At 36.6% G+C, this 19,423-nt stretch carries 17 protein-coding genes; 2 read left to right on the forward strand and 15 right to left on the reverse strand.

Annotated features, from left to right (window positions below; all coding sequences use genetic code 11):
- Positions 1-4: 4 nt before the first annotated feature.
- From B5V89_RS06120 to B5V89_RS20385, 9 genes are all read right to left on the reverse strand, one after another.
- Positions 5-922: an ABC transporter permease gene (locus B5V89_RS06120; protein WP_066228242.1), complete on the reverse strand. Its 918-nt coding sequence runs from the start codon at positions 920-922 to the stop codon at positions 5-7.
- 73 nt (positions 923-995) lie between these two features.
- A complete protein-coding gene (locus B5V89_RS06125) occupies positions 996-2,549 on the reverse strand; it encodes an ABC transporter substrate-binding protein (protein ID WP_165797674.1) in 1,554 nt (517 codons plus the stop codon).
- 52 nt (positions 2,550-2,601) lie between these two features.
- On the reverse strand, positions 2,602-3,945 hold the full coding sequence (locus tag B5V89_RS06130) for a M20 family metallopeptidase (RefSeq protein ID WP_107958213.1): 1,344 nt from the start codon (positions 3,943-3,945) through the stop codon (positions 2,602-2,604).
- 93 nt (positions 3,946-4,038) lie between these two features.
- Positions 4,039-4,761, reverse strand: coding sequence for a GntR family transcriptional regulator (locus tag B5V89_RS06135; protein WP_066228213.1), 723 nt, complete (start codon positions 4,759-4,761; stop codon positions 4,039-4,041).
- 371 nt (positions 4,762-5,132) lie between these two features.
- The gene (locus B5V89_RS06140; RefSeq protein ID WP_066228216.1) at positions 5,133-5,819 is read right to left on the reverse strand and encodes a CAP domain-containing protein; all 687 of its coding nucleotides are present in this window, start codon (positions 5,817-5,819) and stop codon (positions 5,133-5,135) included.
- Positions 5,820-5,898: 79 nt separating this feature from the next.
- Positions 5,899-6,849, reverse strand: coding sequence for an LCP family protein (locus tag B5V89_RS06145; RefSeq protein WP_066228219.1), 951 nt, complete (start codon positions 6,847-6,849; stop codon positions 5,899-5,901).
- A 603-nt stretch (positions 6,850-7,452) separates the two neighbouring features.
- Positions 7,453-7,671 carry a hypothetical protein gene (locus B5V89_RS06150; RefSeq protein WP_066228222.1) on the reverse strand — a complete coding sequence of 73 codons (219 nt, stop codon included), beginning with the start codon at positions 7,669-7,671 and terminating at the stop codon, positions 7,453-7,455.
- 518 nt (positions 7,672-8,189) lie between these two features.
- Positions 8,190-8,699 (reverse strand): ankyrin repeat domain-containing protein, encoded by a 510-nt coding sequence (locus B5V89_RS06155; RefSeq protein ID WP_066228226.1) that lies wholly within the window; start codon positions 8,697-8,699, stop codon positions 8,190-8,192.
- A 24-nt stretch (positions 8,700-8,723) separates the two neighbouring features.
- Positions 8,724-10,490 (reverse strand): AHH domain-containing protein, encoded by a 1,767-nt coding sequence (locus B5V89_RS20385; RefSeq protein WP_244913451.1) that lies wholly within the window; start codon positions 10,488-10,490, stop codon positions 8,724-8,726.
- Positions 10,491-10,798: 308 nt separating this feature from the next.
- On the opposite strand from B5V89_RS20385, the gene B5V89_RS06165 reads away from it, so the two are divergent.
- Positions 10,799-11,656, forward strand: a complete 858-nt coding sequence (locus tag B5V89_RS06165; RefSeq protein ID WP_066231623.1) for a Cof-type HAD-IIB family hydrolase — start codon at positions 10,799-10,801, stop codon at positions 11,654-11,656.
- Positions 11,657-11,695: 39 nt separating this feature from the next.
- Here B5V89_RS06165 and lacD read toward each other — a convergent pair whose 3' ends face one another.
- The 3 genes from lacD to pfkB are packed head-to-tail and all read right to left on the reverse strand — an operon-like array spanning position 11,696 to position 15,500.
- Positions 11,696-12,667 carry a tagatose-bisphosphate aldolase gene (gene lacD, locus B5V89_RS06170; RefSeq protein WP_108070976.1) on the reverse strand — a complete coding sequence of 324 codons (972 nt, stop codon included), beginning with the start codon at positions 12,665-12,667 and terminating at the stop codon, positions 11,696-11,698.
- A 14-nt stretch (positions 12,668-12,681) separates the two neighbouring features.
- Entirely contained in the window at positions 12,682-14,577 is a 1,896-nt protein-coding gene (locus B5V89_RS06175) for a fructose-specific PTS transporter subunit EIIC (protein ID WP_066231629.1), read from the reverse strand.
- Complete coding sequence (pfkB, locus tag B5V89_RS06180; protein ID WP_066231631.1) at positions 14,574-15,500, reverse strand: 1-phosphofructokinase; 927 nt, start codon at positions 15,498-15,500, stop codon at positions 14,574-14,576. Before pfkB ends, B5V89_RS06175 begins: the two co-directional genes overlap by 4 nt.
- A gap of 128 nt (positions 15,501-15,628) precedes the next feature.
- Between pfkB and B5V89_RS06185 the strand changes: the two genes are divergently transcribed.
- Positions 15,629-16,426, forward strand: a complete 798-nt coding sequence (locus tag B5V89_RS06185; protein WP_244913452.1) for a MurR/RpiR family transcriptional regulator — start codon at positions 15,629-15,631, stop codon at positions 16,424-16,426.
- 209 nt (positions 16,427-16,635) lie between these two features.
- Here the strand turns inward: B5V89_RS06185 and B5V89_RS06190 are convergent, their stop codons facing one another.
- The 3 genes from B5V89_RS06190 to B5V89_RS06200 all read right to left on the reverse strand — a co-directional run bounded on the left by B5V89_RS06190 (position 16,636) and on the right by B5V89_RS06200 (position 19,387).
- Complete coding sequence (locus tag B5V89_RS06190) at positions 16,636-17,172, reverse strand: NAD(P)H-dependent oxidoreductase (RefSeq protein WP_108070978.1); 537 nt, start codon at positions 17,170-17,172, stop codon at positions 16,636-16,638.
- Positions 17,173-17,230: 58 nt separating this feature from the next.
- Positions 17,231-17,974: an ABC transporter permease gene (locus tag B5V89_RS06195; protein WP_108070980.1), complete on the reverse strand. Its 744-nt coding sequence runs from the start codon at positions 17,972-17,974 to the stop codon at positions 17,231-17,233.
- Between the two features lie 222 nt (positions 17,975-18,196).
- The gene (locus tag B5V89_RS06200; RefSeq protein WP_108070982.1) at positions 18,197-19,387 is read right to left on the reverse strand and encodes a M20 family metallopeptidase; all 1,191 of its coding nucleotides are present in this window, start codon (positions 19,385-19,387) and stop codon (positions 18,197-18,199) included.
- Positions 19,388-19,423: the final 36 nt, after the last annotated feature.

Raw genomic sequence — 19,423 nt, forward strand, 5'->3', positions numbered from 1 at the left:
CCCCCTATGAATAATTAATTCTCGGATCAAGCAAACGATAAATGAGGTCCGTAATGAGGTTGATCAAAATAACTAGAATAGCAATAACAAAAACAGCCGCTTGTACAACCGCCATATCCCGTCCATTTACGGCTTGAACTAATAATTGTCCTAATCCCGGCCAAGAAAAAACGGTCTCGGTAATTAATGCACCACTTACTAAATGAGTTACTTGTAAAGAAGTAATCGTTACAACCGGAATCAGTGAATTTCGAAAGGCATGTTTATAAACAACAAGTGTATCACTTACACCTTTACTCTTTGCCGTCCGAATATAATCCTGGTTTAAAATGTCTAACATACTTGAACGAACTAGCCTCGTCATTTCGGCCGCTACACCAGTTCCTAAGGTGATAGCCGGCAAAATTAAATGTGCCCATGTTCCCCTACCTGATACCGGGAATATTTGATAGTTCACCGCTAGCATGAGAATAAGCATAATTCCAAGCCAAAAACTTGGCATTGCTTTTCCCAAAACGGAGCCACCTGTAATAAATAAATCAACAAAGCTATTTCTCTTTTGTGCTGAAAAAATCCCCATTGGAATGGCTATAATTATAGCAATCAACATAGAAGCAGCTGCTAGCTCAAAAGTAGCGGGAAGCCTTTCTAATACTAATGGCAAAGCTTCTTGATGATAGCGGAAGGATGTTCCGAAATTCCCCCGAAATAAATCACCAATAAAATGAAAATATTGATATAAAAATGGTTCATTAAGTCCAAGTGCTGCTCTTAATGCTTCTCGGTCCGCTTCAGAAGCATCTTCCGGTAACATTAAAGCAACAGGGTCACCAGCTAGATAAACTAATACGAAAACAACAAAAGTAATAATAAATAAAACCGGGATAATTTGTAGTAATCTCTTCACCAGATACTTCTTCAATTCAAGATCTCCTTTCATAAACGGGACTAGTTTTACTTTCCCAGCCCCGCTCATTTTCATCTCAACAAATAAATTACTTCAAAGAAATATCGGAAAAATTAATTACCTCATCAAGCCTAGAATTGAATGTAACTCGATCTGAAACCCCATAGTTCGCATTTTGTTGGAATAAGAAAATATGTGGTCTCTCCTCAGCAACAATGGATTGAATTTTTTGATACTGTTTAGTTCGTTCCTCTTCATTTAAATTTCTTCCAGCATCATGATAAAGCTTTTCTACTTCCGGATTGTAATAATCGGTTTGTCCTGCTGCACGATCTTTTGTATAGTGAACCAATGAATAAGAAGCATCCAACAATCCATCTGCTAAGCCAATCATTAACAATTCTTTATTGGAGTTCGAATTATACTCATCTAAATATGCACTAGACTCTAGTAATTTTAGATTAACTTTAATGCCCGCCTCACCTAACATACTTGCAACGAGTTGAGCCACTTCTCCATCAAGAGGGTATCTACCTTTTGGCGCTGTTAATGTAATTTCAAGTCCATCTTTATATCCAGCTTCCGCCAATAATTTTTTGGCTTTTTCAAGATCGTATTCATACGTGTTATATAAATCTGGATTGGAACCAACTACCCCTTCTGGTACACGTGTTCGAACTGGAACACCGGTACCTTTTAATACAGAATCAACGATAGCCTTTTCATTTATGGCTAAATCAATAGCTTCCCTAACTTTCGGATCTGATGTAGCAAATCCTTTTGTTGTTCTGACGACTAAAAGCATGACACGAGTCGTATCTCCATTTATAAGTGATACACCCTTTTCACCATTCACACGATCCCATTCATTCGGTGGAATATCTGTTGCAATGTCTACACCACCCGTTAATAATTCACCAACACGGGTAGAGCTCTCTGGAATGGCTCTGACAATGACTTCCTTCCATTTCGGCGCTCCAGCAAAATAATCTTTGAAACTTTCTAAAACAACTCGGTCATCTCGATCCCATTTAACAAATTTATAGGGGCCTGAACCGACTGGTTTCTTTAAAAATTCATCCATCCCTACTTTGTCGATATATTTTTTTGGCATGATATCTGCACCACTTTTTGCTAGAAGTCTTAATAATGTAGGCATAGGTCCATCCGTTATGATTTCAAAATTTAAGTCATCAACGACATTTATCTTTGAAAGCTGTGTAAAATACGGAAATTCCTTTAATGTCTGATCTTTCATCACTCGTTCAAGACTATATTTAACATCCTCAGCAGTTAAAGGATCTCCATTATGGAATTTTACTCCTTCCTTTAACTTAAACTTCCATGTGAGGTCATCTGTATTTTTGTAAGAATCAACAAGTTCCGGCTGAATTTCCATTTTGTCGTCCCTATTGAATAATCGGCTAAACATGTTCCTAAATACACGATCACCTGTTGTACTTAATGAATTTTGCGGATCCAATGTCGTTATATCGGCACTTTGTGCCAACACTAATGTTGTTTTGTCTTTTCCTCCTTCTCCACTCTTCTTTGCACCAGTTGAAGAATTACTACTGCATCCAGAAACCATAAAGACGAGAATAATACAAGCGACAAAAACCAATCTAAAAGATTTTTTCATACCCATCCCCCAAATTTGAATATTTTAAAATTACAGAATACTTTTCACATACTTATTTGAAGTTCTTAATCACCGCAGCTGTAGCTTTAATCCCTTGAATATAGTCTTCAACGAAGATATTTTCATTCGGTGCATGATAATTAGATTGGAGATTAGCCACACCGATTTGAACTGCAGGAATATCTGTATTTTTCAACATTTTATACATTGGACTAGAACCTGCTAGATTGCGCAAAATAACAGGTGGTTCTTCATACACTTCTTGAATGCTTTCAAGGACGGTTTGGACAAAAGGATCCTTTGGATTAGTATTAAAAGGATGTAATCCATGTCCTTGGTTAATTTCAATATCAGAGTATCCGTGTTTATCTAAGTGATTTCTTAGCAATTTGGCAATTTTCTCGGGTGATTGATTAGGAACTAAACGAAAATCTAATTTTACTTTTGCAATTGACGGCAAAACCGTTTTTGACCCTTCACCGATATATCCTGATTCGATCCCACATATTGTACATGTTGGCTCAGCAGTCAACCTTTCCTTTAATATATCTCCTGATACATTTTTCAAAAAGCTGTCTATTCCGTATAATTTCTTCGTAGCTCCCTCATCATAAATCATCGACCCAATGAACTTTTTGTCTAGCTCACTCAATGGAACGATATCGTCGTAAAATCCTTCGATTAATATTTCCTCTTGTTCATTTTTCAAGGTACTTAATGCCCAAATGAGCCTCCATGCCGGGTTCTCAATAATCGCTGCTTCCGAAGAATGTAAATCCATATTGGCACCCTTACAAACTAGCTCAACATAACAGATCCCTTTCACACCTAGTCCAACATGTGGACGTTTGCTTTCAACTTCTCTTGAACCACCTTCCCAAATGATTCCATCTGTTTGGAGTTTATCCGGATGTTCATTCGCAAAAAACTCTAAGTGCGGACTTCCAACTTCTTCCTCTCCTTCAAAGATAAATTTGAGATTGATGGGCAATGTTCCATATACCTGTTGATAAGCATGAACAGCACATATTCTAGCAATTAGGTTTCCTTTATTATCTGCAACCCCCCTTGCAAAAATTTTTCCTTCTCTAATGCTTGCTTTAAATGGATCGCTCTGCCACTGATCAATTGGATCTTCAGGTTGAACATCATAATGATTATAAAATGTAAGTGTTTTACCATGACTTTTTCCTAATTCTCCATAAATAATCGGATATCCGTCTGTTGTTAGTTCTTCAACTTCGACATTGATATTTTTTAAAAATCTTTTTACAAGTTCTTTCATTTCAAGCATTCCACGATTTTGAGCGGATACGCTTGGTTGATTACACGCTTCGATTAACCAATCAATATACGTATCAGCGTGGTCGTCAATATACTGAAAAACCTTTTCCATTCATGCTTCACCCTTTCAAATTCTAGTTTTAATATAAGAATATAATATTATAACTTTATATTTTTATATTATATGAGTATAAATTAGACCTTTTTATAGTCTAATTTCGATAAAATATCGTGATTTTTCTTGTCTAATAATAAATCTCGAATATTCAATGATTTGCTGCTCCTCAGTATACGTAAACCTTTCTAAAACAAATAGCTGCTCACCTTTGGGGATGTTTAACAAATCTGCCTCATAGTCCTCTGCAGTTATGGTGGAGAAAAAGATTTTTGCTTTTCCTAAATTCATTCCATATTTATTTGTGAAAACATTGTAGAAAAGATCGTCTTCTATTACCTTTTCCGTGAGACCAGGAAATAAAGAGCACGGAATGTATGTATACTCAATCCCGACTGGAGTCTCTTCTTCAATTTTCAACCTATGAATTTTATAGACTTTCTCTGCAGCGTTTATATTAAGCATTTTACCAATTTTCACACCGGCTTCTTCTTCCTTGAAGGATAATGACTTATGAGGATGGTGTTTATCTTCCTCTGCTTCATTCCTTAGTGAAACGAGCTGGTAAATATCTTTATCCTCCTTCCTACTTACAAACGTTCCTTTTCCTCTTTGACGATAAAGAATTCCTTTGTTGACTAGATCATGTATGGCTCTTTTTACGGTAATGGTACTTACTTGAAATTGGGCTGACAGCTCCTTTTCTGTAGGCAATTGAAACCCAGGCTCCCATTCACCTAAAATGATTTTTTCTTCTAAGTAATCTTTTACTTGATGATATAAAGGTGTAGGCAAATTTTTATTTACTTTCATGTGATTCTCCTTAAATTGTTATAATATTATATCTTTTGCTTTTACAATTTAAGTTTACTATGATTTAACTTAAACGCCTAGATAAATTAGATTTTTAAAAAGTATAGCAATAATAAAAAAGAAATTCAATATAATTTTCGATTAATTTTAAATATTTGATCATCATACATTGCTTTAACGGGTTAATGCGACATGTTCGATTTTAATTAGGTAATATACATATGACTTATTCTATGTGGTTTGAGATGACAAGGGAACCAGACTCTAAATAGAATGGAGGAAAATGGACTAAAATAAAAATAAGGAAGCTCTGAGTAATATGGTACCTATAGANNTCTATAGGTACCATATTACTCGTTGAACTCCCTTTTTTATTTCCCAATAAACATTTGTGACCAGTGATTTTCTGTTTGTTCAAACCCTACGCCGATATGTGTAAAGTTTTTATTTAAGATGTTTTTCCTATGACCTTCACTATTCATCCAAGCTTTAACAACTTCTTGTGGGTCTTGTTGACCTTGAGCAATATTTTCACCCGCACTCTTATAATTGACCCCAAAATCCCTCATCATATCAAACGGGGATCCATAAGTTGGACTTGTATGTGAAAAATAATGGTTTTGTTGCATATCCAATGATTTCTTTTGAGCCACACTACTAAGCTTCGAATCGACTTTTAAAGCAGGAATACCTTGTTTAGACCTTTCTTTATTTGTTAAGTCAATAACTTGCTTGGCATATTCACTAATATTTCCATCATTCTTAACTTGCTGTTCCTGCTTCGTTTGTTTTGGTTCTTGAGATTGTTGTTCTTGATTTTGCGATGGTACTTGTTCATATGATCCCTGTTGTTGAGTTGGTACTTGTCCATTTTGATCTAGTGGGAATTGTCCTTGTTGTTGACGAAAAAACTCATTCGTTTGATCAGGACCTATCTGAATTTCCTTGAACTTTGCGTCTTGTATTAGTTGTGCTTTTGTTTCAGGGTAATGATCGCTATTAATGGAAGTTTGTAAAGCAGATATATTCATGTCTTTCTTATCATAACGGTTATTCATGCAATTCTATTTTGAAAATTGAATGGAGTATTCTCAGGCGAATACTAATTGAACAGTTGGAATAAGCTCTTCATACTACCTATTTTCTAGTTTCTCCGGTTCCTTGTAAAAATTGCTTAAGTGCTTCTTTGTTTTGTTCAAAATCTACTTGAAGTACATCACCTATACCGTCAATGCGTCTATTTTCAAATGTCCCATCTTCGGGGAGACGTAATGTTTCTAGCTTACCACCCTGCTTTGTAATAACATCTTTTCCGATTGCAATAATAGTAGAGGTATCCATATTTGTATCAATATAGGAATTCATAATACCCATTAGTTTAGGGAGCTTGACCACATTATGAAGTTGGATAGACTCGTCCATTAATTTTGTAACGACCTCTTGTTGTCTTTGCACACGGCCAAAATCACTTAAACGATCATGGCGAAAACGAACATATCCTAATAGCTCATTTCCATGAAGTACTTGCTTGCCTTTCTTCAGCTTCATTCCTATACCGGATGACATATCATGTGGAACATCTATTTCGACGCCATCTGGTACAAGGGTGTCAACGGCTTTTTCGAATCCTTGGAAATCTACGATCGTGTAGTATTGAATATCTACACCAAAATTTTCAGTAATAGTTTGCCTTAGTAATTCCGGACCCCCGTAAGCATAAGCCGCATTTAATTTTTCTTTTCCGTGGCCAGGGATCGAGACAAACATATCACGCATAAGAGAAATAAGCTTGACATTATGGGCTTTTTGATCATAATGAGCGATCATGATCGTATCGGTTCTCGAATGTTTTTCCCCTCTAGTGTCATTTCCTAATAAAAGAATGTTAGTGTCACCGATTTTACTTTTTGTCCCTTTAAATGAATGAAATTCTTTTTGAGTTTTACTTGATTTACTGCCAGCTTCCTGTGTCCCTTGCACATACTGAATAACACTGCATCCTCCAATAATAAAGACACATAGAAGCAGAAGTGCGCCAAATATTCGGCCCCATCTCACTCTTACCCGTTTCCTCTTCTTCCCTTCCATACTTGCACCACCTAAACGAATCACATTTATTTCAGAAGTACTCATTATCCCATAATAATTTTTCATTTATATAAAATTCTGATTAAATAGCTTTAAAATTCGATTACATTCGGTGAATTTTTACTACATTGAAAATAAGATTAAAAATGCTACAAAATCCTCAATTAGTTGTTGAAATTTATCTTTCTATCTCGTGTGAGGAAAGGAGATGCCTCCGTCACGTCCAAGCTTGCGAGTTCCGATTCATCCTATTGCGCTTGTACTATTTACTGCATCATTTAAATTATGCTTAAATACAAGTTGGCAATTTATTTTAAAAATACGTCTAAACCATGCATTTCCGGCTCATAGGAACAGTAAATGTAAATATCCTCTGCTTTATTTTCAACGTACACTAAACAACAAAAAAAGCACTTGTTGCCTATTTGACAATAAAGCGCTTATAGTTAGCTATTGTTCGATTTCTCAAATAATTTACTCGGAAAAAGGGTTGTAATCTATTTAATTTACCATCCTAAACTATATCCTCAGCTAAATTTTCAAATTGAACAAATCCACCCTTAGGATGTGGCAAATAGAGACTTTCATCATTTGGATTTATTTTCAACTCAAATTCATCAACTCTTGGATTTTTTTGAGGTATTCTTTTTCCCCAGTATCCCTTACAATATGGCCTTGTTCAATATCATTGATTCCCCATTTTATTTTAGTTGTGTATTTCGGATTAACCTTATCCGTACCACCACCAACATTAACTCCCTTAACCTTACTCAACATAGCACTGACTTTATTCTCAAAAGCATGCGTATTCTCCACAGGCATTCGGACATTTCCAGTATTTCCGAATCCCTCCATGGCGAAGTCTAATGGTTTTCGGGTCGAGATGATGTTTTTTCCTTGTGTGATGGCTGAATCGATGAATCTTCCTACTTCTATTGTATCGTCTATTGACTTACTTCAGCTTATTTTCGACATCTTTTGTCACTGAGACCGAGCTTTTTAAGCAGGGGTAGTCAGATTTCCGACTTGTTTTGACAATATTTTTGAGATTGGGTACTTTTTTCATTTTTAACGACGAATTTCCCGAACCCCCGTAAATGATCAAGCTTTACTGTACCGTGCTGAAAATTATAATACTGTTTACTCTAGTTTTATCCATCTCTTGAATTTCAGTAAAGCATCATTCATGTTATCCAAAGCATAATTGTTTCATAAAAAAAACACTTGTTACCTAATAGGGAATCAAGTGCTTTATTAATGATTCTATTTTTAATCTCACCTCTAAACTAATGAGCATATTAATCTCAAAATTTTCAGGCTACGAGCCAGTAACACTTTTTTTATTCTTTTTCCTCCATCTTCTTCTTTAAATATTCAGCGATTTCTGTTTGCCCAAATTGTCTAGCATATTCATATGCATCCATATTCTTAATATTCTCTCCAGTATATCTAATTGAAATATCTATTCCTTTTTCAACTAGAAACTCAGCTACTTCTTTATGCCCGCCATAAATTGCTCCAAATAATGGATTTCTTTTTGCTAAGCTCACATCTAATTCTGCACCATTCTCTATTAAATACTTTACTATCTCCAAATGCCCCTCTCCCGCTGCCAATCTTAAAGGTGAAGCATCAAATATATCACCTTTTGTATTAACATCGATTCCTTTTTGAACTAGATATTCTACTATTCCAAAATGTCCTTTCTTTGCTGCAACATGTAACCAGGTACCAAATGGTGTCATTAAATGTAAAGATTCTGGATTTTCGTCTATTAAATGCTTTACTTCATTAATATCTCCAATCTTTATAGCATTTCTTATAGTTTTATTTAGAACTTTTTCATCCATAATATTAGCCCTCCAGTATTTCTACTATCTTGTACTAGCTATGTCACCTAAATCTTTAAGAGCTTCAACAATATCATCAAAGTCACCGCCAAATTCTTCAATAGCCCTTAACCGATTCACTACTTCCTCTAAAGCATCGAGACTATGTTGTCCTACTACGGCATTTGGTGCCCAAACAAGGTTTTCTTCTCCAATTATGGGATCTATCCCATACCTTCTTAATATTTCCTGACCTTCTCGAACCAGTTCTTGCTGCTTCTGACCAAGACCTTTTTTAAATAGAATATGATGTGCATGAGGATTTATCATAGCGGTAGGCGGGTCACCTATTAATCCCCTAAGATACTTGCCAAAATCAATTTTTATTAATGCTTCATCATACTCTTTAGTAATGCCTAAATCAGACATCTTTTTTCTAATCTCAGACAGCTCATCTACACTAAAAGTATTATTTTGAATAGCATTTTTAAGCTTATTCATCTTAGCGGCATCTACTTTTCCGTTCACAATTATATCATCAATATAATTACTTACAGTATTACCCGTACCACCACCAACCCCATTCCCCCTACCAAGCTTAGCCGCAAAATAATTCTCAGCCGCATGCGTATTCTCCACAGGCATTCGGACACTTCCAGTATTTCCGAATCCCTCCATGGCGAAGTCTAATGGTTTTCGGGTCGAGAAGATATTTTTTGTATATGTGGTGGCTGAATCTATGAATCTCCCTACTTCTATTGTATCGTCTATTAACTTATTTTTCAGCTTATTTGGTACATCTTTTATTGCCGAGGTTGCACTTTTTAATCGAGTGGCAGAAGCATTACTGGCAGTTTCTACCATATTCTTAATGTGGGTCACTCCATTATTAAAACTTCTTTTAATTCCCGTTTTAATGGACGATATCCCCATATCTCCAAGGTGAGCAAGCCTTACTGTTCCGCTGAATTTCGTAATACTACTCACCCCAGGAATAATATCCAGCGGGCTTAATAGTCCTCGGAAGACTCGCTCTCCAGTGCCTAGCTCTCGACCAGATATCCAATCCTTTCCGGAAACGGCCGAGCTTAATTCGAATGTACCATAAGCGGCTCCTAACGCGATACCTGCAGGTGGGCAGACTAAAGAAACACCGATGATGACGACGAGTGCGGCAATTTGCCCCCAGAATTCCTTGCTTTCCTGATGGTTTCGAATCGATTCATATTCAAAGGCCCGTGTATTTACAACTGCGAGTTGATACTCTTTTTGCGAAAAATCCTGATCCGGATTTAGCTCTTTCCAAGTCTCATATTCGAGCTTCATTTGTTTGGCATAGTGATTATCTCCGCTAAAAATGTCATCGATACTAATCTCAGTCTTTGGAACTTCAAATGTCTGTTGCTGGCCATATCCTGCATTGACAACTTTTACTTCTGTTGCACCTATTCGGTTTTTTGTTGTGTAGTTAGAAGGCGTTAAATCTCTCATCGCCTCGACAAATGCATCAATATCTTCATAGAATGGTTGGTCAATAGTACGATCGACGATATCCCCGATTTTTCCAGTAAATCGATGTAGCACCTCAAAGTCTTCGTATAATTGTTGAAATTTATCTTTCTGACTCGTGTGGTGAAAGGAGATGACCCCATCGCTGTCAAGGCTTGCAATATCTGATTCTGCATCTTCTAAGTTATCAGTGATATCTTTTAGATCATCAATCATCCCTTTACCCAAACGCCCTAATCCAATTAAATCGCCAATACCTTCTTTCATCTTTTCCCAATCTGATGGGATATATTTTACGTCCATGAAAAACCTCCTTTTCTTATTGATTTGGATATCTAGAATAAACCAATAGGGAATCCCAACTTTTCCAATCCTACATATATTCACCTTCTAAAATTTTACAATATAAAAAGGAACGATAAAATAGGAAAAAGGATGGTAGGTAATTTGAAGTATTAGGACCTTATTACAAAACGGTTTCCTCAAACACCTAGAATTTCTCCTTTATGTTATGATAAAGAAAAAGATGGTTGCTGATACACAAAAAGCCATGATGAAATAAGTACGTTGATTGGAATGGACTTAATGCTCCAAGTAAGGAGGATTTATTAATGAAATTAATAGCGATTGATTTAGATGGAACACTTTTATCAGAAAATGGGGATATAAGTTCAGGAAATACAGATGCTATTCATGATGTGCAAAGGCAAGGGGATATCGTTATGATTTGTTCTGGAAGATCGCTTCACGATACACAAGCCATCCTTCAGAATGCTGGAATTGATTGCCCTGTTATTACCGGTAATGGAGCAATTGCCTATCATGGAAAAGAAATTGTGCAAAAACTAATTATACCTGAAGATGTTATACACGAGCTTATTCCTCTGTTAGAATCCGAAGGCTTTTATTTTGAATTATATACGAATCAGGGGATTCACCTTCTTAAAAAGGGGAAGGAGCAGCTAGACGTAGAAATACGCTTATTAACCGAAAAGGATGCAAGTTTCCAATCTGAATGGGCGGAGAAGGAAAGGGATATTCAATTCAATCAGCATGGATTACAATTTATAAATGATTATAAAGATATCAATGTGGCAGAATTAGATGTTTATAAAATTTTTGTGTTGTCTTTTGATAGAGAAAAGCTGCTAAATCTTGAAAATCGTTTAAGTTCCCGTCAAGATATTTCGTTAACATCCTCAGGGAAGACGAAGCTAGAAATCGCCCATGCGGAGGTTAGTAAGGGAAATGCTTTAACCTATATGGCAAATTTTTTAAATATCCCATTAAAAGACACTGTTGCAATTGGAGATAATTTAAATGATCTTTCCATGTTTAAAGTTGCGGGAATCAGTGTGGCAATGGGAAATGCGGTAGAAGAAGCCAAAAGAAATAGTACATATACGACAAAGAATTTTAACGAGGATGGAGTAGCCTACGCGTTACGGAACTATATAATAGAAGTGTAAGAAAAAAGGCAACAGATTCCGTTGCCTTTTTCATGAACTTTATTTTATTTTTTCAAAGCATGACGACGCTGTTTCTTGAATGACTTTATTTAGTGCTTCAATGTTTGACTTCCCTTGTGTTTGCAACCATTCTCTTGCTTTTTCTGCTCCTGCATCACTGTATACCTTTACTCCGTCCTTCCAAGTTGCGCGGCCACAAAGGACACCATTGAAATCAGAGCCTGCTGAATGAGCAAAGCGTAATGTTTCTTGGAACATTTCTGCACTTACTCCTGCACTTAAGAAAATAAATGGAATATCAGTTGATTCGCTTTGTGTTTTAAAATGTCCCATCGCTTCTTCCTTCGTATAAACGACCTCTGTTCCATACCCTTCCACATAGTCCATATTAACAGGAACTTCAACTTTTAATACATCGACATGATATTGAGGTTTAGAGAATTCAATCATCATATCATTTACTTTATGCGGTTTCACTTTTGCATACTCTTTGCTTTTTACATCCTCAATCTTACTATCATAGGATACAAGCTCTAAGAAGAATGGGATATCTTCTGCTGCACATTCTGAACCAAGTCTTTCGACAAATGCATGTTTTTGATCATTAATCTCTGCAGGCTCATCGATATCATAATAAAGTAAAAACTTTACAGCGTCTGCTCCTGCTTCTTTTATCCGACGGGCAGACCATATCGGTAAAAGATCCGGGAATCTGCCAGGTTTTGTCGCATCATACCCTGTTTTTTCATAGGCAAGTAATAGACCTGCACTTGAATCTCTTTTTTTCGTTGCTGGAAGTCCATATTCCGGATCTAATAGAATAGAAGATGCATAAGGTGTTAAAATTTCAGATACAAGCATTTTAAATTCTTCAATCGCTTCTTGAGTTCCATTTTCGCCCATCATTTTTTTCAAGGCCCCACGTTGGTCGATAGCCAGAGCACTGATAATGCCTTGGTCATTTGTTAAATTTAATAATGCTTTTCTTTTATTCTCGGTAATTGTTCTCATTGTTGGTTCTCCCCTTAGTGTATATTTTTCATAAACATTTGATAGATTTCCTCGGAACTAGTTGCTTCCTGTAATTGATCAATAAATTCTTGATGAATTAATAGCTTTGATACTTCTGATAAGTAACGTAAGTGGTCATTCCCTTTTCCTTTAGGAATAAACATGGCAATCACGATATTTGTTGGTTTACCGTCAAGAGCCTTCCATTCAACACCTTGATTTAATCTCAATATCACAATGCTTGCCTTGTTAATACTATCCAGCTCGGTATGAGGAATAGCGATCCCTTGCTCCATACCGGTCGTGCTTAACTTTTCTCTTGCCATAAATCCTTCAATAACTTTCGATGCATCACTGCTTATATTTTTCTCTTTTGAAATTTCCGCTAACTTTTGAAATACTTCCTCTTGAGATGCTGCATCGACATGACAATAAATATTGTTGATATCCAGGACAGATTCTAAATTTTTCGTTTCACTTGGTGTTTGTATTTCTTGAATTTCTTCTTTAGATGATTGCCCTTTCGCTACTGTTCGTTTTTGATCCCAGCTCATGAGGAATCCACTTACAATTGCACCGACTAAAATAGCTAACACCCAAAGGATGGCATGAGTAACAATTGGCAATACGATAAATCCACCATGTGGTGCAGGCACTTGTACTTTAAATAAGTAGGTCAGGATCGCTGCAATCGATGATCCGAGCATGAGAATTGGGATGACCTTAATCGGTTTTTTCGCCGCAAACGGAATGGCACCTTCAGTAATATGTGTAGATCCTAGCAGGAAGTTCACATATCCTGCACTGCGTTCACTTGCTGAGTATGCTTTTCCGCCAAATAGAACAGCAAAACCGGTAGCTATTGGTGGAACAATACATGCAGCTGATACACCCGCCATAAAGAAGTAGTTTCCTTGTGCTAGTAATGCTGTACCTGTCACATAGGCTGCTTTATTGACAGGTCCACCCATATCAAATGCGCTCATACAACCGACAATCAATCCTAATAGGATTGGACTAGAATTTTGAAAACCGCCTAAAAATGACATCATTCCTTTATTGATAGACTCCATTGGAGTAGAAAGGAACCACATAGCAAATCCGGCAATGAAAATTCCTAAGACAGGGAAAAGGAAAATCGCTTTTAATCCATCGAGCTGTTTAGGCAAGCCTTTTAGCAGGTGTGCCAACCCAAGCATGATATACCCGGCTAGGAATCCTCCGATAATCCCTCCTAAAAATCCAGTACCATTCATGTAGGCAATCATTCCGACAATAAACCCGATGATCAATCCTGGTCTTTTCGCAATTGATTCTGCAATATAGGCACATAAAATTGGTACCATTAGATTCATAGAAACGCCGCCTATGGTTTTTAAATAATAGGCAAATTGATTATATTCGGGACTATCTGGTTCTGCTGAATGAATACCAAACATAAAGGAAATTGCGACCATTACACCACCAGCAACAACGAGCGGTAGCATATGGGAGACACCATTCATCAGAGAAACGTAAAGACTATGCCAAAAAGATGTCTTTTGATTGCTTTGCCCCGACTGATGTTGGGTTCTTGCTTGACCTTCTTTAAATTTAGGAACATTTCCAGATAAAATTTCATCGATTAATTGATCCGGTTCTTTAATACCTTTGCTAACAGAAACATTGATAACCGGTTTTCCGATAAATCGATCGACATTTACATCTTTATCCGCAGCTATAATAACGCCATCTGCCGCTTCTATTTCTTCATCTGTTAAAGCATTCTTTATTCCTTCTTGACCATGTGTCTCAACTTTAATTGAGATGCCTCTTTTTTTCGCTGCTTCCTCTAATGCCTCTTGTGCCATATAAGTGTGGGCGATTCCTGTAGGACAACCTGTCGCAGCAATAATTCTGTATGTCTTCATTTATATGACCCCCTTTTTAGTTGAATTTGCTTTCTTAATAAGGGAATATCCTCCAAATTACTTAACCCCGCTGTAAAAGCTGTAGATGATCCAGCTGCCGTTGCATAAATTAATGCTTCTTCTAAATCCCCTGTTTGTATCAGCTTCCCAACAAATACAGCGAGCATCGTGTCCCCGGCACAAGCTGTATTCACCACTTTTCCTTTAGGAGCGGTTGTCCATAAAACATGTTTTTCATCAACGTACAAAGCTCCTTTTTCACCGCGGGAAACTAATATTCTTTCTGCACCTTTATCTAATAGCTGTTGTGCTGCTTTAACAAGTTCTTGTTCTGATTCTAGTTTCGAAACACCTAAGAGATGGGCTAGCTCCTCATCATTTGGTTTTATTAAATATGGATGATAAGGTAAGCAGTCTATTAATCTTTCAGAACTAATATCTAGCACTAAAGAAAAGCCTTGCTCCTGAGATAATTTCGCGATGGTCACAAAAATGTCATCCTTTACTCCTTTTGGCAAGCTTCCAGAAACAAATAACATATCCTCGTTCGTGAAAGTTTTAATGTATTTAAGCAATGCTTCCTGTGCGTTTTGATTAATTTCGGGTCCTTTATTGACCGCTTTGTATTCTAATTCGCCGGAGCGGATAAATGTATTAATTCTGGTAATTCCATCCACTTTGATAAAATTCACATCAATTGAGTTTCTGACTAATTCTTCTTCAATATATTTTCCCGTGAATCCACCTAAAAATCCTGTGGCAGTACTATCAATGTTTAGCTTTTTTAACATAAACGAAATATTAATAGCTTTACCATTCGCTTGATAGTCCTCAAAATTGCTGCGATTGACAACAAAGGGAGAAAATTGTTCAAACTCAGTAAATAAATCAATAGCTGGGTTCATCGTACATGTATAAATCATGTTGTTTCCCTTCTTTCTTCCTGCCTTTTGTTTCACTTTATACTGTAATTGTGGCACAATAAGTTATGTAAATGTTTACAAAGTTAAACGTTTTCAATGTAAAACTTTTCTTTTTGGAGATGGTACATGTGTCACAATCGTTTTTAAATAGAGCGAAAAATCAGTATAATACATTAAGCGAAACAGAGAGATATTTAATCGACTATATAAAGCAGCATTTAGACACGATTCCGCAAATCTCCATTGTAAAATTGAGTGAACAGGCAAACGTTTCGACTGCGACCATTGTTCGTACGATGCAAAAATTAGGTTATAGTGGTTTCACCGCTTTTAAAATCCATTTAAAAGATGATTTTGACTCAAGCACTGAATTTTCGATTGTGGAAAAGATTGATAAAAAAATCCAAGAAGCGATTTTGAAAAATGAGCAAGAAGTCATCAAAACCATTCAGCTTCTGGATAGCGGGACAATTGAAGATGCACTACAGAAAATCATTCATTCCAAAAAAATCATCATCTTTGCCCGCGGCTTCTCCGAACTAATCGCAAAAGAAATGATGGTTAAATTTCAATTGTTAGGAAAAAGCTGTGAGCTGCATGATGATCCAAATATCATAAGGACGATTAGTAAAAAAATCGATAAAAAAAATATTGTTATTTTTGTATCTTTAAACGGAAAAACAAAGGAACTTGTCGAGGCTGCCCAAAACTGTCAAGAAAAAGGGGTAAGCACCCTTCTCCTTACTGCGAATCAGAACAGTCCATTATATGATTTATGTGAAATCTCTTTAGTCGGCTTTAAGTCAGAGATATCCTATTTCCCTGAATATGAGGTGCGATCACGTTTGCCTATCCAAGTAATGGCTCGGATTATATTAGATGCATATGCCATTCGAACAGAGGAACCTAGACAGTTAGATTCTTAAGAATCTATCGGGTTCGTGCAAGAAAGCGGGGATTTATCGTTTCTTCCTTCAAATGTTTTCAAACTAAAGAACGAAATAAGGGAATTGGGAAATTTATGTTGACCGATAAACAAGCTGTTGGCTCGATATAGTTTTTGACTTCAAACAAAAAACGAGATAAGGTAATCACCATTATCCCAAAGAACATTTTTATGTAGAGAAAATATCATCTATTTCCTGTTATCATTTTGGAGCTGAGCAGTTACTTGAACAACCCGTTCACCTAATGCTCTTCCTAGCGCTTGATCTTGCTCATTTAATAGAACGGAGCTTTCAATCGGGCACGATATTCCAACACCATAATAAGAACCGTAAAGAACATTTTCTGGTATATTTCCCGGCAACCCTACTATAATCATTCCCTGATGAAGCATTGGAGTGATAAGATTCAGCAAGGTTGCTTCTAATCCCCCATGTGTTGTCGCTATTGTACAAAAAACAGCGCCCACTTTATCCACTAGTTTACCGCGTGCCCATAGATAACCAAGTTTGTCCATCCACTTTTTTAATCCAGAACTAATACTCCCAAAATGACCGGGGCATCCCCAAATAATGGCATCCATTTCCGGTAGGGTATGGACATCTGCGTCGTCAACATGCTTGACGTACACAGTAGCTTTACCAGTCTTTTCTGCTCCTTGACCAATCGCTCTCGCTAAAGCTTCCGTATGTCCGCCTTCACTATCGTATACTATATACACTTTCATTTTCTATCTCTCCATTACTTTAAAGAGTTTCAAACATTGTAGGAAGCGTGATTTTTTATCATTTCTTTTTATGTAATGATTTCAATGCATTTCGGAACTCATCATCGTTCATTTCCTGTTTCTCCTTTTGATTGCCTTTCGCTAAATGGCTTAATGCTTGACGAAACAGTTCATCTTTCTCTCCAATATGGTGACTCTCCCTATTCTCATGATTAGGTGATTTATGAGGTATTTCATTATCTACTTCTATACCAATTTTCTTTCCACTTTCAACTGGTTTAACTTCTTTATATTTCCTAATATTAGTAATAAATGCAATAAGAATCGCCAATGTCAAAACAAAATAGATGGAAAGCGCCCCTAAGGCTTGACCAAGGCCTGCTTCTAATCTTCCGTCATAATAAAGTAATGCCCTTATACCGTCTACAATATATCGTGTAGGTAAAATATTACTGAATAGTCGATGGACAATTGGTAGCGTTGATAATGGAAATGCTCCACCACTTGAGAATATCCCCATAAAATTTACCGGGAACATTACTAACATTCCCCATCCACCTAAAAATACCGCTATCGTTTTAAATAACAGAAACATGGTTATACAACTAAAAAAGGTAAACAGGAATATCGCCCAAATCCCTGAAGCATGTGCACTTCCAAAGATTCCAAATACCCCTAGTTGGATAAAAATTGACACACAGAAAGTTAAAATGAACCCAAAAATTATTTCTGAAGCAAGGACTTCAGATTCACTTAATGCCGATCCTCTTTTCTGGGAGCTTAATTTAAACAATTGATTCACGACTTTCATTCCCCTAACCACGAATATATTTTAGTCATATTTATTATGTCCAATTTGGTGGTTGATTATTAGAATTCAAAAAGAGAAGTGTTAACATGAGAACGCATAAATAAAAAAAGGATGGTTCTTCCGTTTTCGAAACAAAAGAATCATCCTGGCTTATGAATTATTGATATTTGTTTGATACGAGAACCACACCTACATCCCTATAATGTGAAGCATTTACTCATTTTCCATACGAACAAGTAACTCTTCTTTTGCCTCTTCAACTACTTTAGGATTCATAAACAATTCCATCGCCGTCCTAGCTAATGCCTTGCTGCTTACTTGTATGCATCTTTTTCCGGCATCAGAATTGGCTAATTCTCTGAATTGTTCCGTATGATTAGAGATTTTATAATCTGGAAAAATGGTTACATATGGATTACAGATAGGGATAACCCTTGAGACATTTCCTAAGTCTTCTCCACCGTAGTCGAATGGCATTCCATCCATGACAGGTTCATCAATGGCAATCAGTTCTTTTCGACAAACATCAGATAGTATTTGATTCGGGACACGACCAAGGTAGCCTGGGACGAATTCAATATCTACTTCACAACCGGTCGCAAGGGCTGCGCCTTCTGCACAATTTCGGACCCGTTCGATATAATCTTCTAGATCTTTAGCTTTAAAACAACTAAGTGAACCCCTAATCTTAACATAGTCCGGAATTAAACCAGTTGTTTTTCCACCATCTTCAATAATACCTGATAGACGAAAGTCAGCTTTGCAATGTTGTCTTAATAGTCCTGTTGCAACAAAATATAAGTTTGCCGCATTTAATGCATTGATTCCCTTTTCAGGATGTGATGAAGCATGCGCAGATTTTCCATGAAACTTGATTCGTATTCCAGTTGACGACATACATTCTCCTGCAAGTCTAGTTGTATCGCTTGTAGGATGCATAAATAGAACGGCATCAATACCGTCAAACGCATTTTTTTCAAGCAACTTTATTTTTCCTCCACCAGATTCCTCAGCAGGTGTCCCCATTACGACTAAAGTTCCTGGGATTTTATGATCTTCCATAAATTTTTTTGTCTCTAGTGCCGTCCCTAATGCAGTGGTACAAATCAAATTATGACCACATGCATGTCCTATTGGCAAAGCGTCATATTCTGATACTACAGCTAACGTTAAATCACCTTTTTCATATTGATAAGTTGCTTTATACGCTGTAGGCAGCCCGCCTAAATTTGTTTCAACATCGAAACCGTTTTCTTTAAGAAACTCACATTGTACACGACATGCTTTTTCTTCCTGATAGGCTAGTTCCGGGTTAGCATGTACATATTGAGCAATCTCCCAAAGTTCGTCTAATCTTGAATCTAAATAATCATCACATTGTTTTTTTATCGTTTCTAAATTCATTTATGATAGCTCCTTTACATTTTAATACTTTCATAC

Origin of the sequence: Heyndrickxia sporothermodurans (assembly GCF_003055045.1) — a bacterium.
GTDB classification, from domain to species: Bacteria; Bacillota; Bacilli; order Bacillales; family Bacillaceae_C; genus Heyndrickxia; species Heyndrickxia sporothermodurans.

Bases quoted from the DNA above. Each gene is read 5' to 3' on its own strand.
- B5V89_RS06125 (WP_165797674.1), bottom strand. From the start codon at position 2,549: ATGAAAAAATCTTTTAGATTGGTTTTTGTCGCTTGTATTATTCTCGTC.
- B5V89_RS06190 (WP_108070978.1), bottom strand. From the start codon at position 17,172: ATGAAAGTGTATATAGTATACGATAGTGAAGGCGGACATACGGAAGCT.
- B5V89_RS20385 (WP_244913451.1), bottom strand. From the start codon at position 10,490: ATGGACGTAAAATATATCCCATCAGATTGGGAAAAGATGAAAGAAGGT.
- B5V89_RS06155 (WP_066228226.1), bottom strand. From the start codon at position 8,699: ATGGATGAAAAAGTTCTAAATAAAACTATAAGAAATGCTATAAAGATT.
- B5V89_RS06150 (WP_066228222.1), bottom strand. From the start codon at position 7,671: ATGCCTGTGGAGAATACGCATGCTTTTGAGAATAAAGTCAGTGCTATG.
- B5V89_RS06140 (WP_066228216.1), bottom strand. From the start codon at position 5,819: ATGAATAACCGTTATGATAAGAAAGACATGAATATATCTGCTTTACAA.
- B5V89_RS06175 (WP_066231629.1), bottom strand. From the start codon at position 14,577: ATGAAGACATACAGAATTATTGCTGCGACAGGTTGTCCTACAGGAATC.
- B5V89_RS06135 (WP_066228213.1), bottom strand. From the start codon at position 4,761: ATGAAAGTAAATAAAAATTTGCCTACACCTTTATATCATCAAGTAAAA.
- B5V89_RS06200 (WP_108070982.1), bottom strand. From the start codon at position 19,387: ATGAATTTAGAAACGATAAAAAAACAATGTGATGATTATTTAGATTCA.
- B5V89_RS06165 (WP_066231623.1), top strand. From the start codon at position 10,799: ATGAAATTAATAGCGATTGATTTAGATGGAACACTTTTATCAGAAAAT.
- B5V89_RS06130 (WP_107958213.1), bottom strand. From the start codon at position 3,945: ATGGAAAAGGTTTTTCAGTATATTGACGACCACGCTGATACGTATATT.
- B5V89_RS06145 (WP_066228219.1), bottom strand. From the start codon at position 6,849: ATGGAAGGGAAGAAGAGGAAACGGGTAAGAGTGAGATGGGGCCGAATA.
- lacD (WP_108070976.1), bottom strand. From the start codon at position 12,667: ATGAGAACAATTACCGAGAATAAAAGAAAAGCATTATTAAATTTAACA.
- pfkB (WP_066231631.1), bottom strand. From the start codon at position 15,500: ATGATTTATACATGTACGATGAACCCAGCTATTGATTTATTTACTGAG.